This window comes from Cytobacillus sp. FSL R5-0569, assembly GCF_038007265.1.
GTDB classification, from domain to species: Bacteria; Bacillota; Bacilli; order Bacillales; family Cytobacillaceae; genus Cytobacillus; species Cytobacillus kochii.
The window spans coordinates 3,721,062-3,738,909 of record NZ_JBBOWW010000001.1; the positions used below are offsets into that span (position 1 = coordinate 3,721,062).

At 37.4% G+C, this 17,848-nt stretch carries 18 protein-coding genes; all 18 read right to left on the bottom strand.

What is annotated here, in order from left to right:
- Positions 1 to 17: 17 nt before the first annotated feature.
- The 18 genes from MKX78_RS18810 to galU are packed head-to-tail and all read right to left on the bottom strand — an operon-like array spanning position 18 to position 17,838.
- On the bottom strand, positions 18 to 1,205 hold the full coding sequence (locus MKX78_RS18810; protein WP_322910396.1) for a glycoside hydrolase family 88 protein: 1,188 nt from the start codon (positions 1,203 to 1,205) through the stop codon (positions 18 to 20).
- 11 nt (positions 1,206 to 1,216) lie between these two features.
- Positions 1,217 to 2,404, bottom strand: coding sequence for a glycosyltransferase (locus MKX78_RS18815; RefSeq protein WP_307318098.1), 1,188 nt, complete (start codon positions 2,402 to 2,404; stop codon positions 1,217 to 1,219).
- Positions 2,405 to 2,416: 12 nt separating this feature from the next.
- Entirely contained in the window at positions 2,417 to 3,595 is a 1,179-nt protein-coding gene (locus MKX78_RS18820) for a glycosyltransferase (RefSeq protein WP_322910397.1), read from the bottom strand.
- Positions 3,595 to 4,755, bottom strand: coding sequence for a polysaccharide pyruvyl transferase family protein (locus MKX78_RS18825; protein WP_322910398.1), 1,161 nt, complete (start codon positions 4,753 to 4,755; stop codon positions 3,595 to 3,597). The genes MKX78_RS18820 and MKX78_RS18825 overlap by 1 nt, the downstream gene beginning before the upstream one ends.
- A 17-nt stretch (positions 4,756 to 4,772) precedes the next feature.
- Positions 4,773 to 5,801: a glycosyltransferase family 2 protein gene (locus tag MKX78_RS18830; RefSeq protein WP_341051893.1), complete on the bottom strand. Its 1,029-nt coding sequence runs from the start codon at positions 5,799 to 5,801 to the stop codon at positions 4,773 to 4,775.
- Positions 5,802 to 5,819: 18 nt separating this feature from the next.
- On the bottom strand, positions 5,820 to 7,013 hold the full coding sequence (locus MKX78_RS18835) for a glycosyltransferase (protein WP_095372107.1): 1,194 nt from the start codon (positions 7,011 to 7,013) through the stop codon (positions 5,820 to 5,822).
- Positions 7,010 to 7,747 (bottom strand): glycosyltransferase family 32 protein, encoded by a 738-nt coding sequence (locus tag MKX78_RS18840; RefSeq protein WP_095373617.1) that lies wholly within the window; start codon positions 7,745 to 7,747, stop codon positions 7,010 to 7,012. The genes MKX78_RS18835 and MKX78_RS18840 overlap by 4 nt, the downstream gene beginning before the upstream one ends.
- A 35-nt stretch (positions 7,748 to 7,782) precedes the next feature.
- The gene (locus MKX78_RS18845; RefSeq protein WP_095372106.1) at positions 7,783 to 8,097 is read right to left on the bottom strand and encodes a helix-turn-helix domain-containing protein; all 315 of its coding nucleotides are present in this window, start codon (positions 8,095 to 8,097) and stop codon (positions 7,783 to 7,785) included.
- Positions 8,098 to 8,107: 10 nt separating this feature from the next.
- Positions 8,108 to 9,289 carry a DegT/DnrJ/EryC1/StrS family aminotransferase gene (locus tag MKX78_RS18850; protein WP_322910400.1) on the bottom strand — a complete coding sequence of 394 codons (1,182 nt, stop codon included), beginning with the start codon at positions 9,287 to 9,289 and terminating at the stop codon, positions 8,108 to 8,110.
- The gene (locus MKX78_RS18855) at positions 9,276 to 9,923 is read right to left on the bottom strand and encodes an acetyltransferase (protein ID WP_322910401.1); all 648 of its coding nucleotides are present in this window, start codon (positions 9,921 to 9,923) and stop codon (positions 9,276 to 9,278) included. Before MKX78_RS18855 ends, MKX78_RS18850 begins: the two co-directional genes overlap by 14 nt.
- Before the next feature lie 5 nt (positions 9,924 to 9,928).
- A complete protein-coding gene (locus MKX78_RS18860; protein ID WP_322910402.1) occupies positions 9,929 to 10,531 on the bottom strand; it encodes a sugar transferase in 603 nt (200 codons plus the stop codon).
- 35 nt (positions 10,532 to 10,566) lie between these two features.
- Positions 10,567 to 11,625 (bottom strand): UDP-glucose 4-epimerase GalE, encoded by a 1,059-nt coding sequence (gene galE, locus MKX78_RS18865; protein WP_322910403.1) that lies wholly within the window; start codon positions 11,623 to 11,625, stop codon positions 10,567 to 10,569.
- A gap of 21 nt (positions 11,626 to 11,646) precedes the next feature.
- Positions 11,647 to 12,717 (bottom strand): EpsG family protein, encoded by a 1,071-nt coding sequence (locus MKX78_RS18870; protein ID WP_095372102.1) that lies wholly within the window; start codon positions 12,715 to 12,717, stop codon positions 11,647 to 11,649.
- Positions 12,718 to 12,719: 2 nt separating this feature from the next.
- Positions 12,720 to 13,628, bottom strand: coding sequence for a glycosyltransferase family A protein (locus MKX78_RS18875; protein WP_095372101.1), 909 nt, complete (start codon positions 13,626 to 13,628; stop codon positions 12,720 to 12,722).
- A gap of 1 nt (position 13,629) precedes the next feature.
- The gene (locus MKX78_RS18880; RefSeq protein WP_233435205.1) at positions 13,630 to 14,754 is read right to left on the bottom strand and encodes a glycosyltransferase family 1 protein; all 1,125 of its coding nucleotides are present in this window, start codon (positions 14,752 to 14,754) and stop codon (positions 13,630 to 13,632) included.
- 6 nt (positions 14,755 to 14,760) lie between these two features.
- Positions 14,761 to 15,834, bottom strand: a complete 1,074-nt coding sequence (locus MKX78_RS18885) for a glycosyltransferase family 2 protein (protein ID WP_341051902.1) — start codon at positions 15,832 to 15,834, stop codon at positions 14,761 to 14,763.
- The gene (locus MKX78_RS18890; protein ID WP_341051904.1) at positions 15,797 to 16,960 is read right to left on the bottom strand and encodes a glycosyltransferase family 4 protein; all 1,164 of its coding nucleotides are present in this window, start codon (positions 16,958 to 16,960) and stop codon (positions 15,797 to 15,799) included. Before MKX78_RS18890 ends, MKX78_RS18885 begins: the two co-directional genes overlap by 38 nt.
- Entirely contained in the window at positions 16,957 to 17,838 is an 882-nt protein-coding gene (gene galU / locus MKX78_RS18895) for a UTP--glucose-1-phosphate uridylyltransferase GalU (protein ID WP_307318122.1), read from the bottom strand. Before galU ends, MKX78_RS18890 begins: the two co-directional genes overlap by 4 nt.
- Between the last annotated feature and the right edge of the window lie 10 nt (positions 17,839 to 17,848).

A 17,848-nucleotide genomic window follows, 5' to 3' on the forward strand; every position in this document is an offset into this window, starting at 1 on the left:
TTCTTTGTTCACACCCATTAGCTCACAGCTTGTCTATCTTTCTTTGTCTCCTGATATCTTCTTTTCTCTGCCAATAACCTTAGCGACATCCCTTGCGTAAACGGAAGGATATCAAACAATTGGGAATAAACGCCAATATCCTTTGTGTCTCCTTGTGAGAAGTCAATCGCTCCCGTCCTTCTCGTTACCTTCATCAAATAATGAATAGCTTTATCTCTACCTTGGCAACACTGATCCGCAATCTCCTCGATATAAGCAGCATGAGCTAAGAAATATCCTAATGTCGCCGTTGTCGAAGAGTCCGCTCTCGCTTCTTTTCTAGTCATTAACCAACTCCAGGAACCAGAGTCTTGCTGTAGACTCAAAATGACTTTTGCCAATTGTGTTATCCTTAACTCTAATTCATGTTTATAATGATGATGATTCGGTAACTCCTTCCACGAATCAATCACGCCTAGCGCTAACCATGCCATTCCTCGTCCCCATCCATATAGTCCAGTCCCCACCTTTGATTTTATATGATAAGCATGAGCGGGTACTGCCATCTGACTACTCATCCCATAAGTAAAAAAGGATTCTATTTGATGAATCGCAAGGTCAATGCATTCCGGCTTATTATTTTTCACACCGTAAGTAATCAGAAAAGGGCAAATAAAACCAATCGTATCGACGTACCGATAGTCTACCATTGACTTTCTATACATGACGGTTCCATCCTTCCCAATATGTGCTTGAATCACTTGCCACATTTCATCCATTGCTTGCTGATAACACTCACCATTTAACCGATTATTTTTAAGGATTGCATAAGCTAAGATTGCACCATCTATCTGTTGTGGACATGTTTTCCATTCACCAGAGGGAGTGATTTTCTTATTGATAAAACGATCGACTTCTGAAATAAACTGGGGTGATGGTAATGCCATTAACAAAGCTGCCTCTTGCCAATATTGGATCTCGCCTCTTGTATATTGTCCTTTGATGATATCTAAAGCCACCCAACGCCTTTGGTCGGTTAAAGGTACTTTCGGTGTTCGCTTTAACCAACGAGCGACTGTAGTGATGATAGGTTTCTCCCAATCGCGTTCATTTTCATATTTGCCAAAATGAATCCGTGAAAACCAAGTTTTAAATATAAGAAATAAATCCAAACCGATTGCTCCAACCAAAATCAGTATGAAAAAGGCTAACGGCCATATAATCATTAAAGATTCGCCTACCCTACTTTTATATATTGGTAAAAACGCTTGATTTCGTCTTCTGTTCCAAGTTTCTCTTTCCCTAGTCCCTCCATTAACTGATGCTGTAAAGATTCATCTGCAAATAATTGTACAATCGTTTCTGCAAGTGATTCTGCTGTCATATTTGCGATTAGCCCCGTCTGTCCATGATTAATTTGATCGCCTGCTGTGCTATAGTTTGTGACAATCACTGGCTTGTACAATATTTTGGCTTCCTCAACAGCAACTGACTTTCCTTCAAAGCGCGAAGGCTGAATATATATATCTGCCCAGCGAATATATGGATAAGGATTCTCCTTTATTCCGATAAATTTCACTTCTTCTTCTAATTGATACTTTGTAGATAACTGGATTAAATTCTCCCTTTCGCTACCTTCTCCTAAGATGAGCCATTTAAATGGTACACCTTTTTTCTTCAGTAACGCAGCTGTCTCTAAAGCTAAGTCAAAACCTTTTTGTCGATGTAATCGTCCAATAGATAAAAGCTTCAATCCTGGAAATGGTAAAGGCATCTCATTCATAGACAACGTTTGAATAGTCGATTTAGATAAGATATTTTGTATGACTTTTATTTTCTGTTGATATTCTGGAAATTGTTGACGTAATACTTCGGCACAGGAATCTGACACTGTCATAATACCGTCCAACTGCTGAAAGTATGGAGAGTCCAACGTTTTATCCATGCCCATTTGTTTATAATCATTATGGATAAACCCTATTTTCCTCTTTGCTTTTACTTTTTCTAGACAAAAATAAATAGGATTCTTTTCTAAGAATCCTATGGCAACATCATATTCTTTTTTTACACTAGATAAGCATGGGGATATATATTTCCACACTTTTTGTTCACAAACAGCTCCATTATTTTCCGTTCTAAAAATACGGGCTGCCCTTATACGAGAAATGGCGAGATCAAACCTTCGAGATGAAATAGCTTTTAACACATTATCGATGACTCTGCCATCAAAGTAACGAAATTCCTCTTGTTCATTTAAAATGGTTACTTCATTTGGCACGATATTCAAAAATACACCTTCCTTTTTAAATAACAGCAAGTCCACCTCATATCTTTTATAGTCAATGGCATGTAATAATGAGATAAGTGCCTTTTCTGCACCGCCACATTGGAGGTTATTCATCACAAAGAGTAGTTTTGTTTTCATGCTTATACCCCTCTATACGATTTGATAAAACTTGTCTATTTCAGATTCTGTTCCATAAGAGTGCCCGCTTAAATTGACTGTTAACTGTTCTCTTAAAGCATCATCTTTCATTAATAAGCTAATTCCCTTTTCGATCCCATCCACGTTTAAATCTACGATGAGTCCCGTTACTCTATCTATAATTTGATCTTTTGCTGTAGTATAGTTTGTTACGACAATCGGTTTGTGCAGTATTTTTGCCTCGTCTATAGCAATTGCCTTACCTTCAAACCTTGATGGCTGTACATAAATATCAGCTACATCGAGCCAAGGATAGGGGTTCGCTTGTTGTCCAAGCAAAATGAAGTGTTCCTCTAGTTGATGAATTCTAATCAATCTTTCCAATTTGGTTCTTTCTTGCCCCTCGCCAATAATGTACCATTTCAGTTTCATTCCTTTTCGTACTAAACGGCTACAAGCCTCAATTGCCATATCTAGACCTTTTTGCGGATGCAAACGGCCAATGGTTAGTAACGTAAACATTTGCTTTTGTAACGGTATGGACTGACGTGACATTTCGTAAATGATTGTTGGTGACACAATGTTATGAATCACCTTTACTTTATATTTCAATGAAGGAAACTGTTCGATAAACACGCGTGCACATTCATGAGAGACTGTGACAATAGTGGACATTTCTTTAAAATAAGTATGATCGTATGTTGCATCCATACCCATTTCATTGTAATCAATATGTACCCACCCAATTTTCTGTTTCGCATTTACTTTCTCCACACAAAAATAGGTTGAAGATTTCTCTAAAAATCCGATCGCTGTATCGTACGTTTTGACTAGTTGTGGACATGCTTGTTTTAAATATTTCCAGGCATACTGTTCTTTTTGAGCTGTATTTCCTATTCTTCTATTAGCTAAAAAGTATAATAGACGGTTATACACGAGCTTCCATCTGCGTCTCTTGGCTAGAGCCCATATAGCTGAATGGACTGGTAAAGAGAAATGTTCAAAATCTACGGAGTGATTTAGCACAGACACTTGAGGAGGTAGAAACGATAGAAATACACCTTTTTTGGCAAAAAGAAAAACATCCACCTCATACTGGTCATAATCGATTTGTGATAGAAGATTGATCAAGCTTTTTTCTCCTCCACCTGCTGCTAAACTAGGGATAATAAATAATAGTTGTCTTTTCATTATCCTAGCAATTCCTTTAAAGAATGCACGGCTTCATACGAACGGTTTTGTATAATGGGGATGACTTTTAGCAATTGCTCTTTAATCTGGGCTTCTTGTTCTACCATTTCACCAAAATATTGAATCAGTTTATTACTATTTGACACTTCCTCAATCGAAACTACAAATCTTTCACTATTGAATAAGTCATAGGCGATACCTCTTGACTTCACACTATAGCCTAAAACGAGGGTCGGGACAAAACTGGAATAGGCCGCAATGGTTGCATGTGTTCTTGCGCCAATGAAAAAACGCATTTTTGCAATATACCCTTTATACTGTAATGCGTTTAAATCCGCTGGTAGCAATATGACTCTTCGTGAACTTTTATATTTTTGATAGTATTCTTGTAATAAATCATAATCATTATTCCCCTTTTGCATGACATGTGGTGTGAGCGCGATGACAGATTCGGTATTTTCTAAAATATATTCAATTAAATGAGAGACAGCTTGTTTACTACCTTGATTCTTACTAACTAAAAGTGGACTGATATTTAAGCCAATCGTATCCCCATCTTTCCAACCAAAGGGCAGGTCTACTTCTTCTTTCTCTAGTGTAAATGCAGGATCACCACAAAGTGTCACATGATGAATGCCTCTCTTTTTTAACATTTGGTACGTATATGTCTCTCGAGCCAAAATTAAATCAAATGTTTTGAGATCTGCTAGCTTTCTTGCCGACATATCTTCCTCTCCGATCGAACACCCCCATAATACTAATTTTTTCCCTTTCTTTTTGACCATTTTATCAACTTCATACCAACCGGGCTGTTCACCATAACAGTAATTATCTCCGCCAATTGAAAGACAAATGTCAGCCACATCAATTTGATTAATCGTTTTTTGTTGCGCTTTTTGCAAGGCGTATGTTTCGTCTTGAAAGAGTTTATTCCGAATCGCAGCCTTCCACCAATCTGTTGAATATTTTCTTATGATTGTTTCTGAACCATCAAAGATTCCATCTAGCTGTTGTATATGTTGATCTGTTTCAGGTTGATAAGAGGAAAGAAAAACAGCCACATCTTCCACTTTTTCTTTGAGCATAGTTGACGTTGATCGTACAATCGCCTCACAACCGCGATTCTCACTTCCTCCATGGGCAAACATCAATATTTTCATGAATGAACCTCCCCTTTTTATCTATTTCGCCACCTACTATATGCAGTTGCACTATATAAACCAAGAAGCGATTGATGCTTTATACACTTCATTAAGAAGCGGTCATATCTGCCGAGCATTCTTACCTTTTCTAACGGGTAGAGTCGTAAAGCTTCTTGAACAACTGGATGATGAATCATCTTTTGTACATATTGCCTTCTTTCTTTTTTACTTAATTCATTTGTAGGTAAAATATAGATGTGAATATAAGCTAACACTTGATGAAGCAGCTTCATAGCCTTTAGTGTCTTGATTTGAGGGCTACTCATTTCAATCCGATCTGGTATACTACGCTGATAAGAGCGTAACGCATGAGAAAAGTAATCTTTTTCTTGGAGATTTCTTGTCGCACTGCCTGCTACTTCACGATAATAATAACCAGGAAAATCGCTATAAATCGCTGAATTCGCACATAAAAAAAAGGACCAATTAAATTGTCCATCTTCCCCAAGTACCTCGTTTATCGGAAATTGCAGTCGAAGCTTATTCAATGTTTCTCTTCTATATAACTTGTTACACACACTATTAAAATCTTCTTTTTGTAACATATGTGGAATGATAAACTCATGAATGTCCTTTTTATGTAATTTTACCCGCATTGGAAAGGGATAGCTAATCACTCTTTGAATGCCATTGACCTCTTCAACTAAGTGAAAAATAACGACCTCACTATCGAATTGATTAGCAAGCTGATATACGTGCTGATAAGTATTTTCTGTTATTGTATCATCAGCATCTATAAATCCGATGTATTCACCTTTAGCTATTTCAACCCCCTTATTCCTCGCATAGCTGACCCCGTGGTTTTCTTGATTCAAAAGTTTAATGCGATGATCTTTTTCTTGATAAGCTTCAATGAGTTGTTGACTGTGGTCACTAGACCCGTCATTGACGAAGATAAATTCACATTGTTGTAAACTTTGCGTAAGTAAGGATTGAATACATTCTTCCAAATAATCGGCTGCGTTATAAACGGGGATGACGACACTTACTTTAGGTTGTTCCAATGGCCCTATCCCCCTTTTTTATTCACAAATAGCATGTAATTTTTCGAGCTCGGCTTCATTACTAAAGTTCGTTCGTTGACAATTCTTGCTCAACCTCTCCCTTTCCTCCGGATGTTCATATAGCTGAATAATGCTTGAAGCTAATTCCTCTGGATTGTTGCCAGCGATATAACCATCCACTCCAACACGAATTTGGCTTTTTGCTGTAGGATAATTCATAAGTAGTACTGGCTTTGCTAGTATTTGCGCTTCACTTACTGTAACGGCTTTCCCTTCATAACGAGAGGGTTGAACATAGAGGTCACATGCCTTCATAAATGGATAAGGGTTGACCTTTTTACCAAGTAATATAAACTGACTTTCTAAATTACAAGCTTGAATGAGTTGTGTCAGTTCTTTTTCATCTCCACCAAAACCAATCACATACCAAACAATGTTGTGATAACCTTTTTCTTTAACTATTTTCATCGCCTGTATGGCAATATCTATTCCTTTTGCTTTTGAGAGTCTAGCAACTGTAACAATAGTAAAACGATGATCTAAGAGAATAGGATTTTCGACTATTTCCTCAGACAATTCTTGTATAAATGTCGGCGATATCAGATTTTCCATCACCATCACCTTATCGGCTAACTGTGGATAAACGGTAAGAAATGCTTCTCTACAAGCATCAGAAACTGCGATAATATGATCAAATAACCTCCAAACTTTTTCATCTTCATTCGTATCAATATGAAGAGAGGAAAAGTCAGTATGAATCCAAGCAATCTTCTTTTTAGCCTTTACTTTATAGGCTACAAAATGGTGGGGCCATAAATAACTAATAGCCACATCGTAAGTTTTATCCATTGTAGGAAGGAAGGGTGATGAATATTTGCCGATTTGCTGCATCTGATAGTAACCCCACTCTTCATCACGTGCGTGCAGGCTTTTCCATTGTGTTTGCCATTTGGCTAGTAGTCTTACAGAAGCCAATAGCATATGTTTCTTTTGGATTGTTTCAATAATGGACTGACGAAAAGTAGCCATACTTGAAAACTCTTGCAACAAATGCACTTGTTTAGGAAGCAAATGAAAAAAATCGCCTTGATGACGATATAATAATAGATCCACCTCATACTTTTCGTAGTTAAGTTGTTTCAATAATTGTAATAAACTTCTTTCTACCCCGCCAATCTCCATATCATATGTAGCAATGAATATTCGGCTCATGACCTCACTCCCGAAAACTTCTTACGTAAATTAGCTAATTTTTCTCCGCCAATCAATTTGACTATATTCCTTTTCACGATTCGTTTAACTAACACATGAGGAGGCAACCAACTCTGATAAAAATGATGCTTCGTTACTGTTTCATCTGATTGCAGGTCGCGACAATTAATATAATCATATGGGGAGAAAATAGCTTGCTCGAATATTACTCCCAAATCTTCTATCACTTGCTTTTGTCCGTTACATATAACACCTTTTTTCTTCATTTCTTCTGTTATGGCGGCAACATTTGTCCATTCGTTAAAAGTCCCGTCATCATTGATAAAATGATTAGATTGATAGGATTCTAAAAAATACTGGATAAGCGGATGCCCCTTACTGGCACCAATCGTGCTTGTTGCAATATAATTGCCTTCTTCAAATCCCCAAAAGGATGGATAATGAAGGAAACGATCAAAAGATTGATAAACCTCGACATCTGTATCAAGATAAACCCCACCTTCTGTATACAAAGCATACATTCTAAAATAATCACTCACAAAAGCATACTTTTTCGCTTGATACGCTTCGTGTACATAAGCATTGCATGTTACATCTACATTGCTTTCATCCCATTGCTTTAGCTCATAATGAGGGAGATGTTCTTCCCAGGACCTTATACACTGTTTCATTAACTCTGGCTTTTCCCCGCCACCAAACCAACAATAATGAATAATTCTTGGTATCTTCTCCATCATTCCAGCGCTCTCTTCCTTTTCTTAAAACTGAGTTATTTATTCTTTACTTCATAAATTCTTTGTTTAACTGTCTCCATCTGATCTTTTTCAATACCTAACTCTCGCATTTCCTTAATAAGTATTTGCCATTGTCTATTTTGCTCCGTGATATAAACGCCTCTGATGACTTCTTCTATTTCAACACCGAGTACGAAAATAATTTTTTCAATGACTTGAATAGAAGGATTTTGATGGACCTCCCTTTCAATATTACTAAGATATGACTTCGCTACGCCCGCTCGTTCGGCTAGTTCTGTTAATGTTAATCCTTTTTGTTTACGTAGTTTTGCAATATTCTTTCCAATCATTCTCTGCCACCTATCCTAATAAATATGGATGCAGATGAAGATTTGAGGTAATGGTTGTTTGAATACAATGTATCACTCTGTTTTGTTGCTCAATTGTCAAATCAGATCCTGAAGGTAAACAAATTCCTTTTTCGAATATCATTTCAGAGATAGATTCGTGCTCGACATCATGTGGATAAAAACTATAACCTTGAAATAACGGTTGTAGATGTAATGGTTTCCATACTGGACGAGCCTCTATATTCTCATTCCTAAGAGCGAAAATTAGCTCCTCGACAGTTACACCAATTGTCTCACTATCAATCAATATAGTAGTTAGCCATCTATTGGAATAGGTTCCCGGAAGCTCAGGTAAAAATGAAATGCCTTCCAATCCTTGAAGCCCTTCTTCATAACGCTGAAAAATTTTCCGACGTGCATTTATTCTCTTTTCCAGATAGGTCAATTGGGCTCTACCAATACCAGCAGCGATATTACTCATACGATAATTAAACCCGATTTGGCTATGCTGGTAATGTAGTGCTATATCTTTTGCCTGTGTGGCTAAAAACGAAGCATACTCCACACCTTCTTTATGATTGGAAACGAGCATCCCCCCTCCAGAAGTAGTAATGATTTTATTACCATTAAATGAGTAAATACCATAACTGCCGATTGTGCCGGTTGGCTTCTCCTTGTATGTAGAACCGAGAGATTCAGCAGCATCTTCAATTAAAGGCACACCATAACGTTGACAAATCATTAGCAATTCATCCATTTTGGCAGGTTGCCCATATAAATGAACGACAATTACCGCTTTTGGTAAATTTCCATTTGCACTCGCTTCCTTTAGAGCTCTTTCTAACGCATCAGGAGACATATTCCAAGTTTCGGGTTCTGAATCAATGAATACCGGTTTTGCCCCAATATAAAGAATAGGATTAGCCGTAGCTACAAATGTAAATGTAGAACAAAAAACGGTGTCTAGAGAGCTAATACCAAGTGCTAATAATGAGAGGTGAATGGCAGCAGTACCCGAGTTCACCGCTAAGCAAGATTGGACATTCACAAGTGTTGACATTTCTTGTTCGAACAAATCGATATGAGGACCGACGGGTGCCACCCAATTATCCGTAAATGCGGATTGTACATAATGAATTTCTTCACCAGTCAAATGGGGAGGCGATAAATAAATACGCTCAGTCAATGTCATCACTCCATTTCAATATTTTCTTTGCTTGTGCGGGTAATCCCACTGCCATTACTCGCTCTGGTATTGAATGAATCACTGTCGAACCTGCCCCTATGACAGACCATTTTCCTAATGTTACTTGTGGAATGACAACAGAAGCAGAACCGAGATGCACCCCCTCTTCAACTTTTACTGATCCAGTTAAAGTTGAACGCGGGGAGATGTGCACATAATCACCAATTTCATTATCATGTTCAATCACTGCTCCTGTATTAATGATTGTATGATGACCAATCACCGCATCCGCATTAATAACCGTCTGCGGCATGATGACGGTTCCTTTACCAATTATTGCGCTCGGACTAATACAAGCAGAAGGATGGATACAAGTGGTGTAGTATTCTATTGGTAAAGCTAGCCTTTCGAACATTTGCTTGCGGATTTTATTATTGCCTATAGAGATAACAAACCGCATATTAGGGTTGATTTTTAGGACATCATGCACATAATCAATCGGTGCTAAAAACGCATTCCCTTTCATTTTTAATGAGCGATGCTTATCATCAAAAATACCAACCACTTTATTTTTTTGCATTGTAATAATGTCAAAGATTACTTTGCTATGCCCGCCATAACCAATTAATGCAATATCCATTTATGTCACTCTTTCATTTTTATTTGGCTTCCCTTAAACACTTCAGTTGTGGCAGCACCTGGCTGATTAATTCCTTCTGAACGGATGACCTTACTAATCGTAAGAAAAAGAATTTTTAAGTCTAGTAAAAAATGTTGATGATCGACATACCATACATCCATTTTTAATTTTTCTTCCCAACTAATCGCATTGCGGCCATTTACTTGTGCCCAGCCTGTGATTCCAGGTTTGACACAATGTCTTCTTGCTTGTTCTGGTGAATATAATGGTAAATAATCTATTAGTAACGGACGAGGTCCAACCAAACTCATTTCACCTTTTAAGACATTAAGCAGTTGTGGTAATTCATCCAAACTATATTTTCTTAACTTATTACCGATTTTGGTCAATCTTTTCTCATCTGGTAACAGATGACCTTGCTCATTTGTTTCATCAGTCATTGTACAAAATTTATATAAGCGAAAGGATGATCCATTAAGTCCAGGTCTTTCTTGTCTGAAAAAAATGGACGATCCGTTGATAAGCAAAACGGTAGATATAATTGCCATTACAGGTGCAAATAAAAGAAGCAGTAAACATGCGCTAATAAAATCAAATAATCTTTTCATTTCCTTCCTCTTCTTATACGGGTTCCGACATCTTATTAAGAAAAAGAAAAAGCCCCACTTTGCATTAAGTGCGGATTTTTCTTATCACTATATCCAGTGGGGTTATTTTTCTGCCAACGCCAGGCGTCTATACACATTTCCTCTAATCCTCTTTGAGCCTTCCAACCTAACCCCGTCGCAGCAGCTGTTGGATCAGCATAACTAATAGGGATATCACCCATACGGGCATCCGTAATGATATACGGTATATTCACATGATTTACTCTCTCAAAAGTTTGGACAATTTCTAAAACACTATAGCCTTTCCCTGTACCTAAATTATAAAAATTAAAACCGGTTACCTTTTTTAATTGTTCTAGTGCACAGATATGTCCCTCAGCTAAATCCATTACATGGATATAATCTCTTACTCCTGTACCATCTTTAGTAGAAAAGCCATCGCCGAATATTTGTAATACCGGTCGTTTACCAATAGCTACTTGGGTAATATAAGGCATGAGGTTATTAGGGATACCTCGTGGATCTTCGCCTAAATTTCCACTTGGATGGGCACCGATTGGATTAAAATAACGTAAGCATGTAATCGCCCAATCATTATCGGATGCATAAATATCTCTCAACATATCTTCGATTATTAGTTTTGTTCTGCCATATGGATTAGTTGCCGATAGATGAGCATTCTCCGCAATCGGTACCTGCTTTGGTCTACCATAAACAGTCGCTGAAGAGCTAAACACCAGTTTTTTTACGTTAAACTGTTTCATTACTTGCAATAAGTAAATCGTGGAAATGAGATTATTATCATAATAGGAAAGTGGATTAACAACTGATTCTCCAACTGCTTTATACCCTGCAAAATGAATCACTGCCTCGATTTCATTATCAGCAAAGACAGAATGAACTGCGTCTTTATCCTTTAAATCAATCGAATAGTACTTTACCTCTTTCTTCGTCATATGCTCAATCCGCTGCACCACTTTTTGATTACTGTTGGAAAAGTCATCAAGAATAATGACATCCATACCACGGTTTAATAAAGAGACACATGTGTGACTGCCAATATACCCTGCTCCACCGGTGACGAGAACACTCATTTTTTTCCCCTCTTTCTCTCGTTATCCTAACCAATCACTTTGGTACTGAATATTTAAACTAATGACTGTTTCATAAAAATAATAGAAAAAATATAGCACAAGGATACAATAATAAATAAAGCGTTGATCCTTTGGTTGAAATAATTTGACTATCCAAGCAACAAGAATCAATTGATAAAGACTAAAATAGATAGAAAATCGCGCAAAAATCCAGTTTTGTGTAGAAATAATCATAAATACTAAACCAACTAGTGCCATATTCACAATAAAATCACTTTTAGGAAAGATAGTCCTTAACTTCTCTCGCCCAAGATAAGCGATGAATAAAGGGGTTGCTTCCACAGCCACGCGTAAAATATTTGCTCCTCCTTCTTGGAATTCTGCATATTGCCCATATTGTGTATCTTCTATCGCTGAAAAAAGGAGTGTCGAAAACTCATTAAAGCCGACAACAATAAGAACGGCTATCAGAAGTAATATCAACGTCGCTTTCGACCAAGCCTTATAACGTACAAAAAAGTAAATAGGTAATAAAATGAGCGCACTTTGATGAATTGAAGAAGCAAGGATAACAAATAAAAAGTACACAGGCCAATTCCCATTTATAAGGAACTTTGTTGCCGCAAATACTATCGCCGCTGCTAAGCATTGGCGAATACCATTCATCGTAACTAAAAATAAACCACCAGTTATATAAATATAAATACTCAACTCAAATAATCTTGCATAGTGTGCGAGAACAAATACTATTAAACTGTTCGTCAATAACGAGACAACGAAAATTAACACTTGCGGGTCATCAGTATAAAACTTCAGAACCATTTGTAATAATCCGAAGCCAATATCCTTTCCCTCTACTATTGTTGCCCAGCTAAAATCATTGACTTCATATGCATGCATATAAAAAAAAGTATCGCCAATATTGGTTCTTGCCCCTGAAACAGCAATAAGAATGAAAGCAACACAAGTAATCATCAGTTTATTAGGATAAACAGTCTGAACTGAATCCCCTACAAGTACAGGTCTAGAAAAGTATCTAGCTATTAAAGCAACACTAAAACTTGCGAATAAACACATCCAAAAAACAGTCATGATTACTGGTCACTTCCCATGGCATTCCTCTTTCGTTGCTCATAGCGTACATAAAATGAAAGTAGATATCCAAATGGTAGCGCAACAAATGTCATTCCTTTTAAAGGTGACGCTTGAATGAAGTGTTTCTTTCGACTTAATAAACAACTAGAAACATAATGTATACATTCTCTTAATTTTTCTTTCAATGATGGAGCATGGATCATTGCTGTTTGACGAAAGAATGCAAAACCTTTCGGGTTTTTATAATATTGATTAAGCATATTTAAACTCGATCCGTCTGGTAAATATTCGACATGGCATAATACTTCATTGAGAAGTAATAACGGTTTTAACTGATCAATAAAAATATACTTATAGCTTAATGGGTAATACTTTTCTCCTGAGAAAATCGGATAAGCAGGGGTCGTTTTTGTCAATGCTGTTCGATAGACAAGCTTCTTATCACCCTTCACTTTATGAACACCATACAATTCCCCTAGAGTACAAGTAGACAAATCAGCGGGTAATTCGGTCCCTATGATATCCCCATTTTGATAGGCATCAAGCCCGACAATTCCAGCTACCTCCTCACTCCCAAATTGGTTCCAATAAGTAATGATTTTCTGTACCGCATCCACTGGCATATAATCGTCAGAATCAATGCACACATTCAATTCTGTTTCGATTAACTCATAGGCTGTATTATGTGCCCCATGCATACCTGAATTTTCCTGGTAATGGTAGCGAATAGAAATGATTCCCTCTTCTATCCACCCTTGAACCAATGACCTTGTTCCATCATTCGAACCATCATCAATGATTAACCACACAAAGGATTGACATGTTTGTTTCTTTAAACTTTCATAGCCTAAATGTAGGGTGTAAGCACGGTTATAGGTAGGGGTAAAGATTGTTAATATTGGTTTCATCTTATCTCGTCCCGCTTGCATGATGTTTAGTATCGTTATATTCGTTATAAAAGGTAGATAACCACTGACTCGTGGTCTCGATATCATAACCAGCTACTTTTAACTCCGTAGAGGTATCCTTATGTTGGTTATCTAATTGCAACAGTTTATCTGCCCATTCAGAAGCCTTTCTAGATAAGCTCACAAATGTTACCCTATTCGTCAGATTCACTTCTGCCGTTATCGTATCAGAGACAAGGCAACTGAGACCTGCAGCTTGTGCTTCAATTAAAACTACAGGTAAACCTTCAAAATGAGAAGGGAATAAAAAGACGTCCAAGGATTGCAAAAGCGAAGGAATATCTTCTCTAACACCTAAAAATTTCACTTGTTGTTCTAGCCCTAGCTTGTGAACTTTTTTCTTTATTTGTGGCATTAAGTCACCATCTCCAGCTAAAATTAAAACAGCGTCTTTTCTTTTATCAGATATAGATTGGAAAATATCTATGATGAAATCATGATTTTTCTGATAATTAAAGCGCCCAATATGACCAATTACAAAAGAATCATCCACGCCCAATTCTCTTCTTATCCGCTTTCGCTCTGGCAAATGATAAAGATATTGACTCACATTTACTGCGTTAGGTAAAACAATTACCTTGTTCTTAGATGATGATGTAAATAACCATTCCCCAGCACGTTCTGAACATGCAAAGTAATAATTAGGATATTCCTTCATGCATAATCTTGCATACTTGCGAAACGGCCATTTAAAATCTATATGTAAATCGCTCAAATGGCTATGCGCAATCCGACACGGCACTCCAGCATCATATGCTGCACGCATAACAAAACTACTGTTTTCGTTTAAATGAGCATGTACAATTCGATAATATGCGTGTTCGGCAAAAAAGGTGTCCAATTGTTTAAAGTATTTTTGGTAATTGCCTGGGCGAATGGATGGCATATGAAATATACGACCACCTAGCCTCTTAATTTCCTTGTCATAATGACCTTCTTCCTGCCGATGGACAATGAAGTCAAATTGAATGCCAACATGCCTAAGCCGACGATAATAATTCATTAACATGGTCTCTAACCCACCACGATTCATAATCGTTACCACTTGCAACACTCTTAATTCCATTATGACCTACCCCCCCCAGCGTTTTTTTCTTAATTTATCAATCATCATAAGCATATAGTAGACACTGCTAGCTGAACGTGAACGGGCACAAACAAAAAATACCCTCCAAACGAATGGAAAGTAGCTGAGATCCAACGCTTTAAAAGCCTCTCTAACAATAGGTGCACTTAATATGTTATCTATTTCATTGATTTTTTCTCGTACCGTTAGTTGGCTTTTAGAAGCAAGGATATTTAAGCCTAAACCAATCATATTTAAGCAAATACGATTATTTAAAGCTGATTGAGCATGACGACTGAATGAATATTCCTTTATGCAATGATTCATTTCATCATAAAGTTGCTGCCAAAGCTGAAATAAATCCGATTTATATTCACTCGTTTGTGAATGTTCATTTTCCTTCCAGTAATGATATAAAGGCCGATCGACATAGACAAAAGAGTCAGCTAGGCTCATCACTTTCATATTGAAAAGGGTATCCTCATTTGATCCAATATGATGTAAATCTGTAAAAAAGATAGGTTGTTTTGTAAATAAATTTGTACGGTATAGCTTTGACCAAACGGTTCCCATAGCATCAAGCATACTAGGATCAGATACTTCTTCCTTAATTGGACCTACTAATCGCCTGACAATTTGTTCTTTATAGGCTTGACCTCTATAGGTTTTTTCTTTCAAGTGATGGAAGTATCTTTCCTTAGAAAAGTGTTGATACGCTCGTGTGTATCGACACATAGCGATATCTGCCTGCTCTCGTTGAAGCGCTTCATATAATGCCTCATACATCTCTTGGTGAACCCAGTCATCAGGATCGACAAAACCAATATACTCTCCTTCCGCGTGCTTTAGTCCAAAATTACGGGCCTGGGAGACACCTTTATTCTCCTGGTAGAAGACCTTCAGCCTTTTATCCTTCTCTTGATATTTTGAAAGAATGTCCCCCGTTTGATCGGTTGAACCATCATTGACGGCAATAATTTCAATTTTTTTAAATGTTTGTGTGAGTAAACTATGTAGACATCTTTCAATATACATTTCCATATTATATATAGGCACGATAATGCTGATGATTGCTTTCATCTTTCTTCTCCTGCGTGTATTTAGCGTAAAGGATCATTAATTCTTCCATGACGACTTCAGTTGAATACTTGCTAACAAGTTGCCTATTTGCTTTAGCGAACCTCTCTCTCTCTTGTTCAGAAAGTATAAGACTTTCCATTTTTTCGGCGAAACGATGCACATCAGTCGCTGCTATCAGATATCCATTATCCCTGTCCCTGATCAATTCATGATGCCCTCGATTCATAGTAGCTACAATGGGTAGGCCACAAGCCATAGCTTCCAAAATATTCACTGGGAGGCCCTCCCTTAAACTAGAAGCCACAGCCACATCACTCATTTGTAACCATTCCTTCACTTCATTTGTAAAGCCGAGAAATACTACCTGACGATCAATTCCAAGCTCAGTAGCAAGTCTTTGACAATCTGATAACAGCGGTCCTTCTCCTGCTAATAGTAATTGGCTAGATGGGTATTGTTTCGCTATTTTCTTAAACGCTTGTAGTAAAAGCCTTTGGTTTTTGTTTCGATTAAACTCTGCTGCATAAAAAAATAAAAAAGCCTCTTTTTCAATCAGATGCTTTTCTCTTAGTTTTTCCTTTATTTCCTTATCAATTGGCTGATATTGCGCTACATTGACGCCCACTCCATGGATAAAAGCTATTTCCTTCGCTTTCAATGCCTTAGTGGCTAAGGCATAATCTTCTTGATTAATCGTAATTAAACAATCCGTTTTCCGCGCCAAGGTTTTTTCAATAGGATAATAGATAAGCCAATTAAGTAGTGGTGCACCTTTGCAAAAATGAAATCCATGGGCAGTATAAAATAGTAATGGCTTCTTCTTCAAACTAAAAGTTGCCAATCTACCAAGTAATCCACCAGTGGGTGTATGGCAATGAACAATATCGTATTGATGAATCTCCATTAAGCTTTTCAACTGCTTGTACGCATATAGATTGGCTTTTTTCAACGGATGTCTTTCAATTGGGAGGCGATGCTGTTTGGATACAAAAGGTAAGGTTAAGTCACCTTTAGCCGCTATATGTATTTCCCAACCTTGTTCGTATAGATGTCGCATAAAGGGGAGATGAAATGCCTTGAAATGATAGTCGACTGTGGCAACTAATAGCAGTTTTTTTGCCGTCATTTGATTGGATATCTTTCTGTTATCGTTTGTAGAAAACCTAACAGCTCCTCTTGTAAATCCTTACGTTTTAAAGCAAATTCAATGGATGTTTGAATATAACCAAGTCTCTCACCAACATCATAGCGCTCTCCTTGAAATTCGAATGCAAATATCGGTTCACTATGATTCAAAGTGGCTAACGCATCTGTTAGTTGAATTTCATTCCCCCTCCCTGGCTCTTGATATGAAAGAATATCAAAAATACGCGGTGGTAGGATGTATCGCCCCATGATTGCTAAATTAGATGGTGCTTGATTAAGGTCTGGCTTTTCAATTAAAGAACGAACCGTATGAAGTCTTTCCGTCACTATTTCACCATCAATGATGCCATATCTTGATACTTCTTCGTCTTTCACTTTTTTCACCCCAAGAATCGTACCTTTATGCTCTTCATACTGTTCTATCATTTGAGCTATGCATGGCGTAAATCCTTCAATAATATCGTCACCTAACAAGACCGCAAACGGCTCATCGCCAATAAACTTCCGTGCACACCATATGGCATGCCCTAACCCAAGCGGTTCTTTTTGTCTGATATAATGAAGGTTGGCCAGTTGAGATGACTTCTTCACTTCTGATAGTAATTCAAATTTACCTTTGCTCATTAAATTTTGTTCTAGTTCAAAAGAATAATCAAAGTGATCCTCTATTGCCCTTTTCCCTTTACCTGTAACAATAATAATATCTTCAATACCAGCAGCAACTGCTTCTTCTACAATGTATTGAATTGCCGGTTTATCGACAAGTGGTAGCATTTCTTTTGGCATTGCTTTTGTTGCAGGAAGAAATCTAGTTCCTAAACCGGCAGCTGGAATAATCGCTTTTCTTACTTGCCTCATACTTACTCAC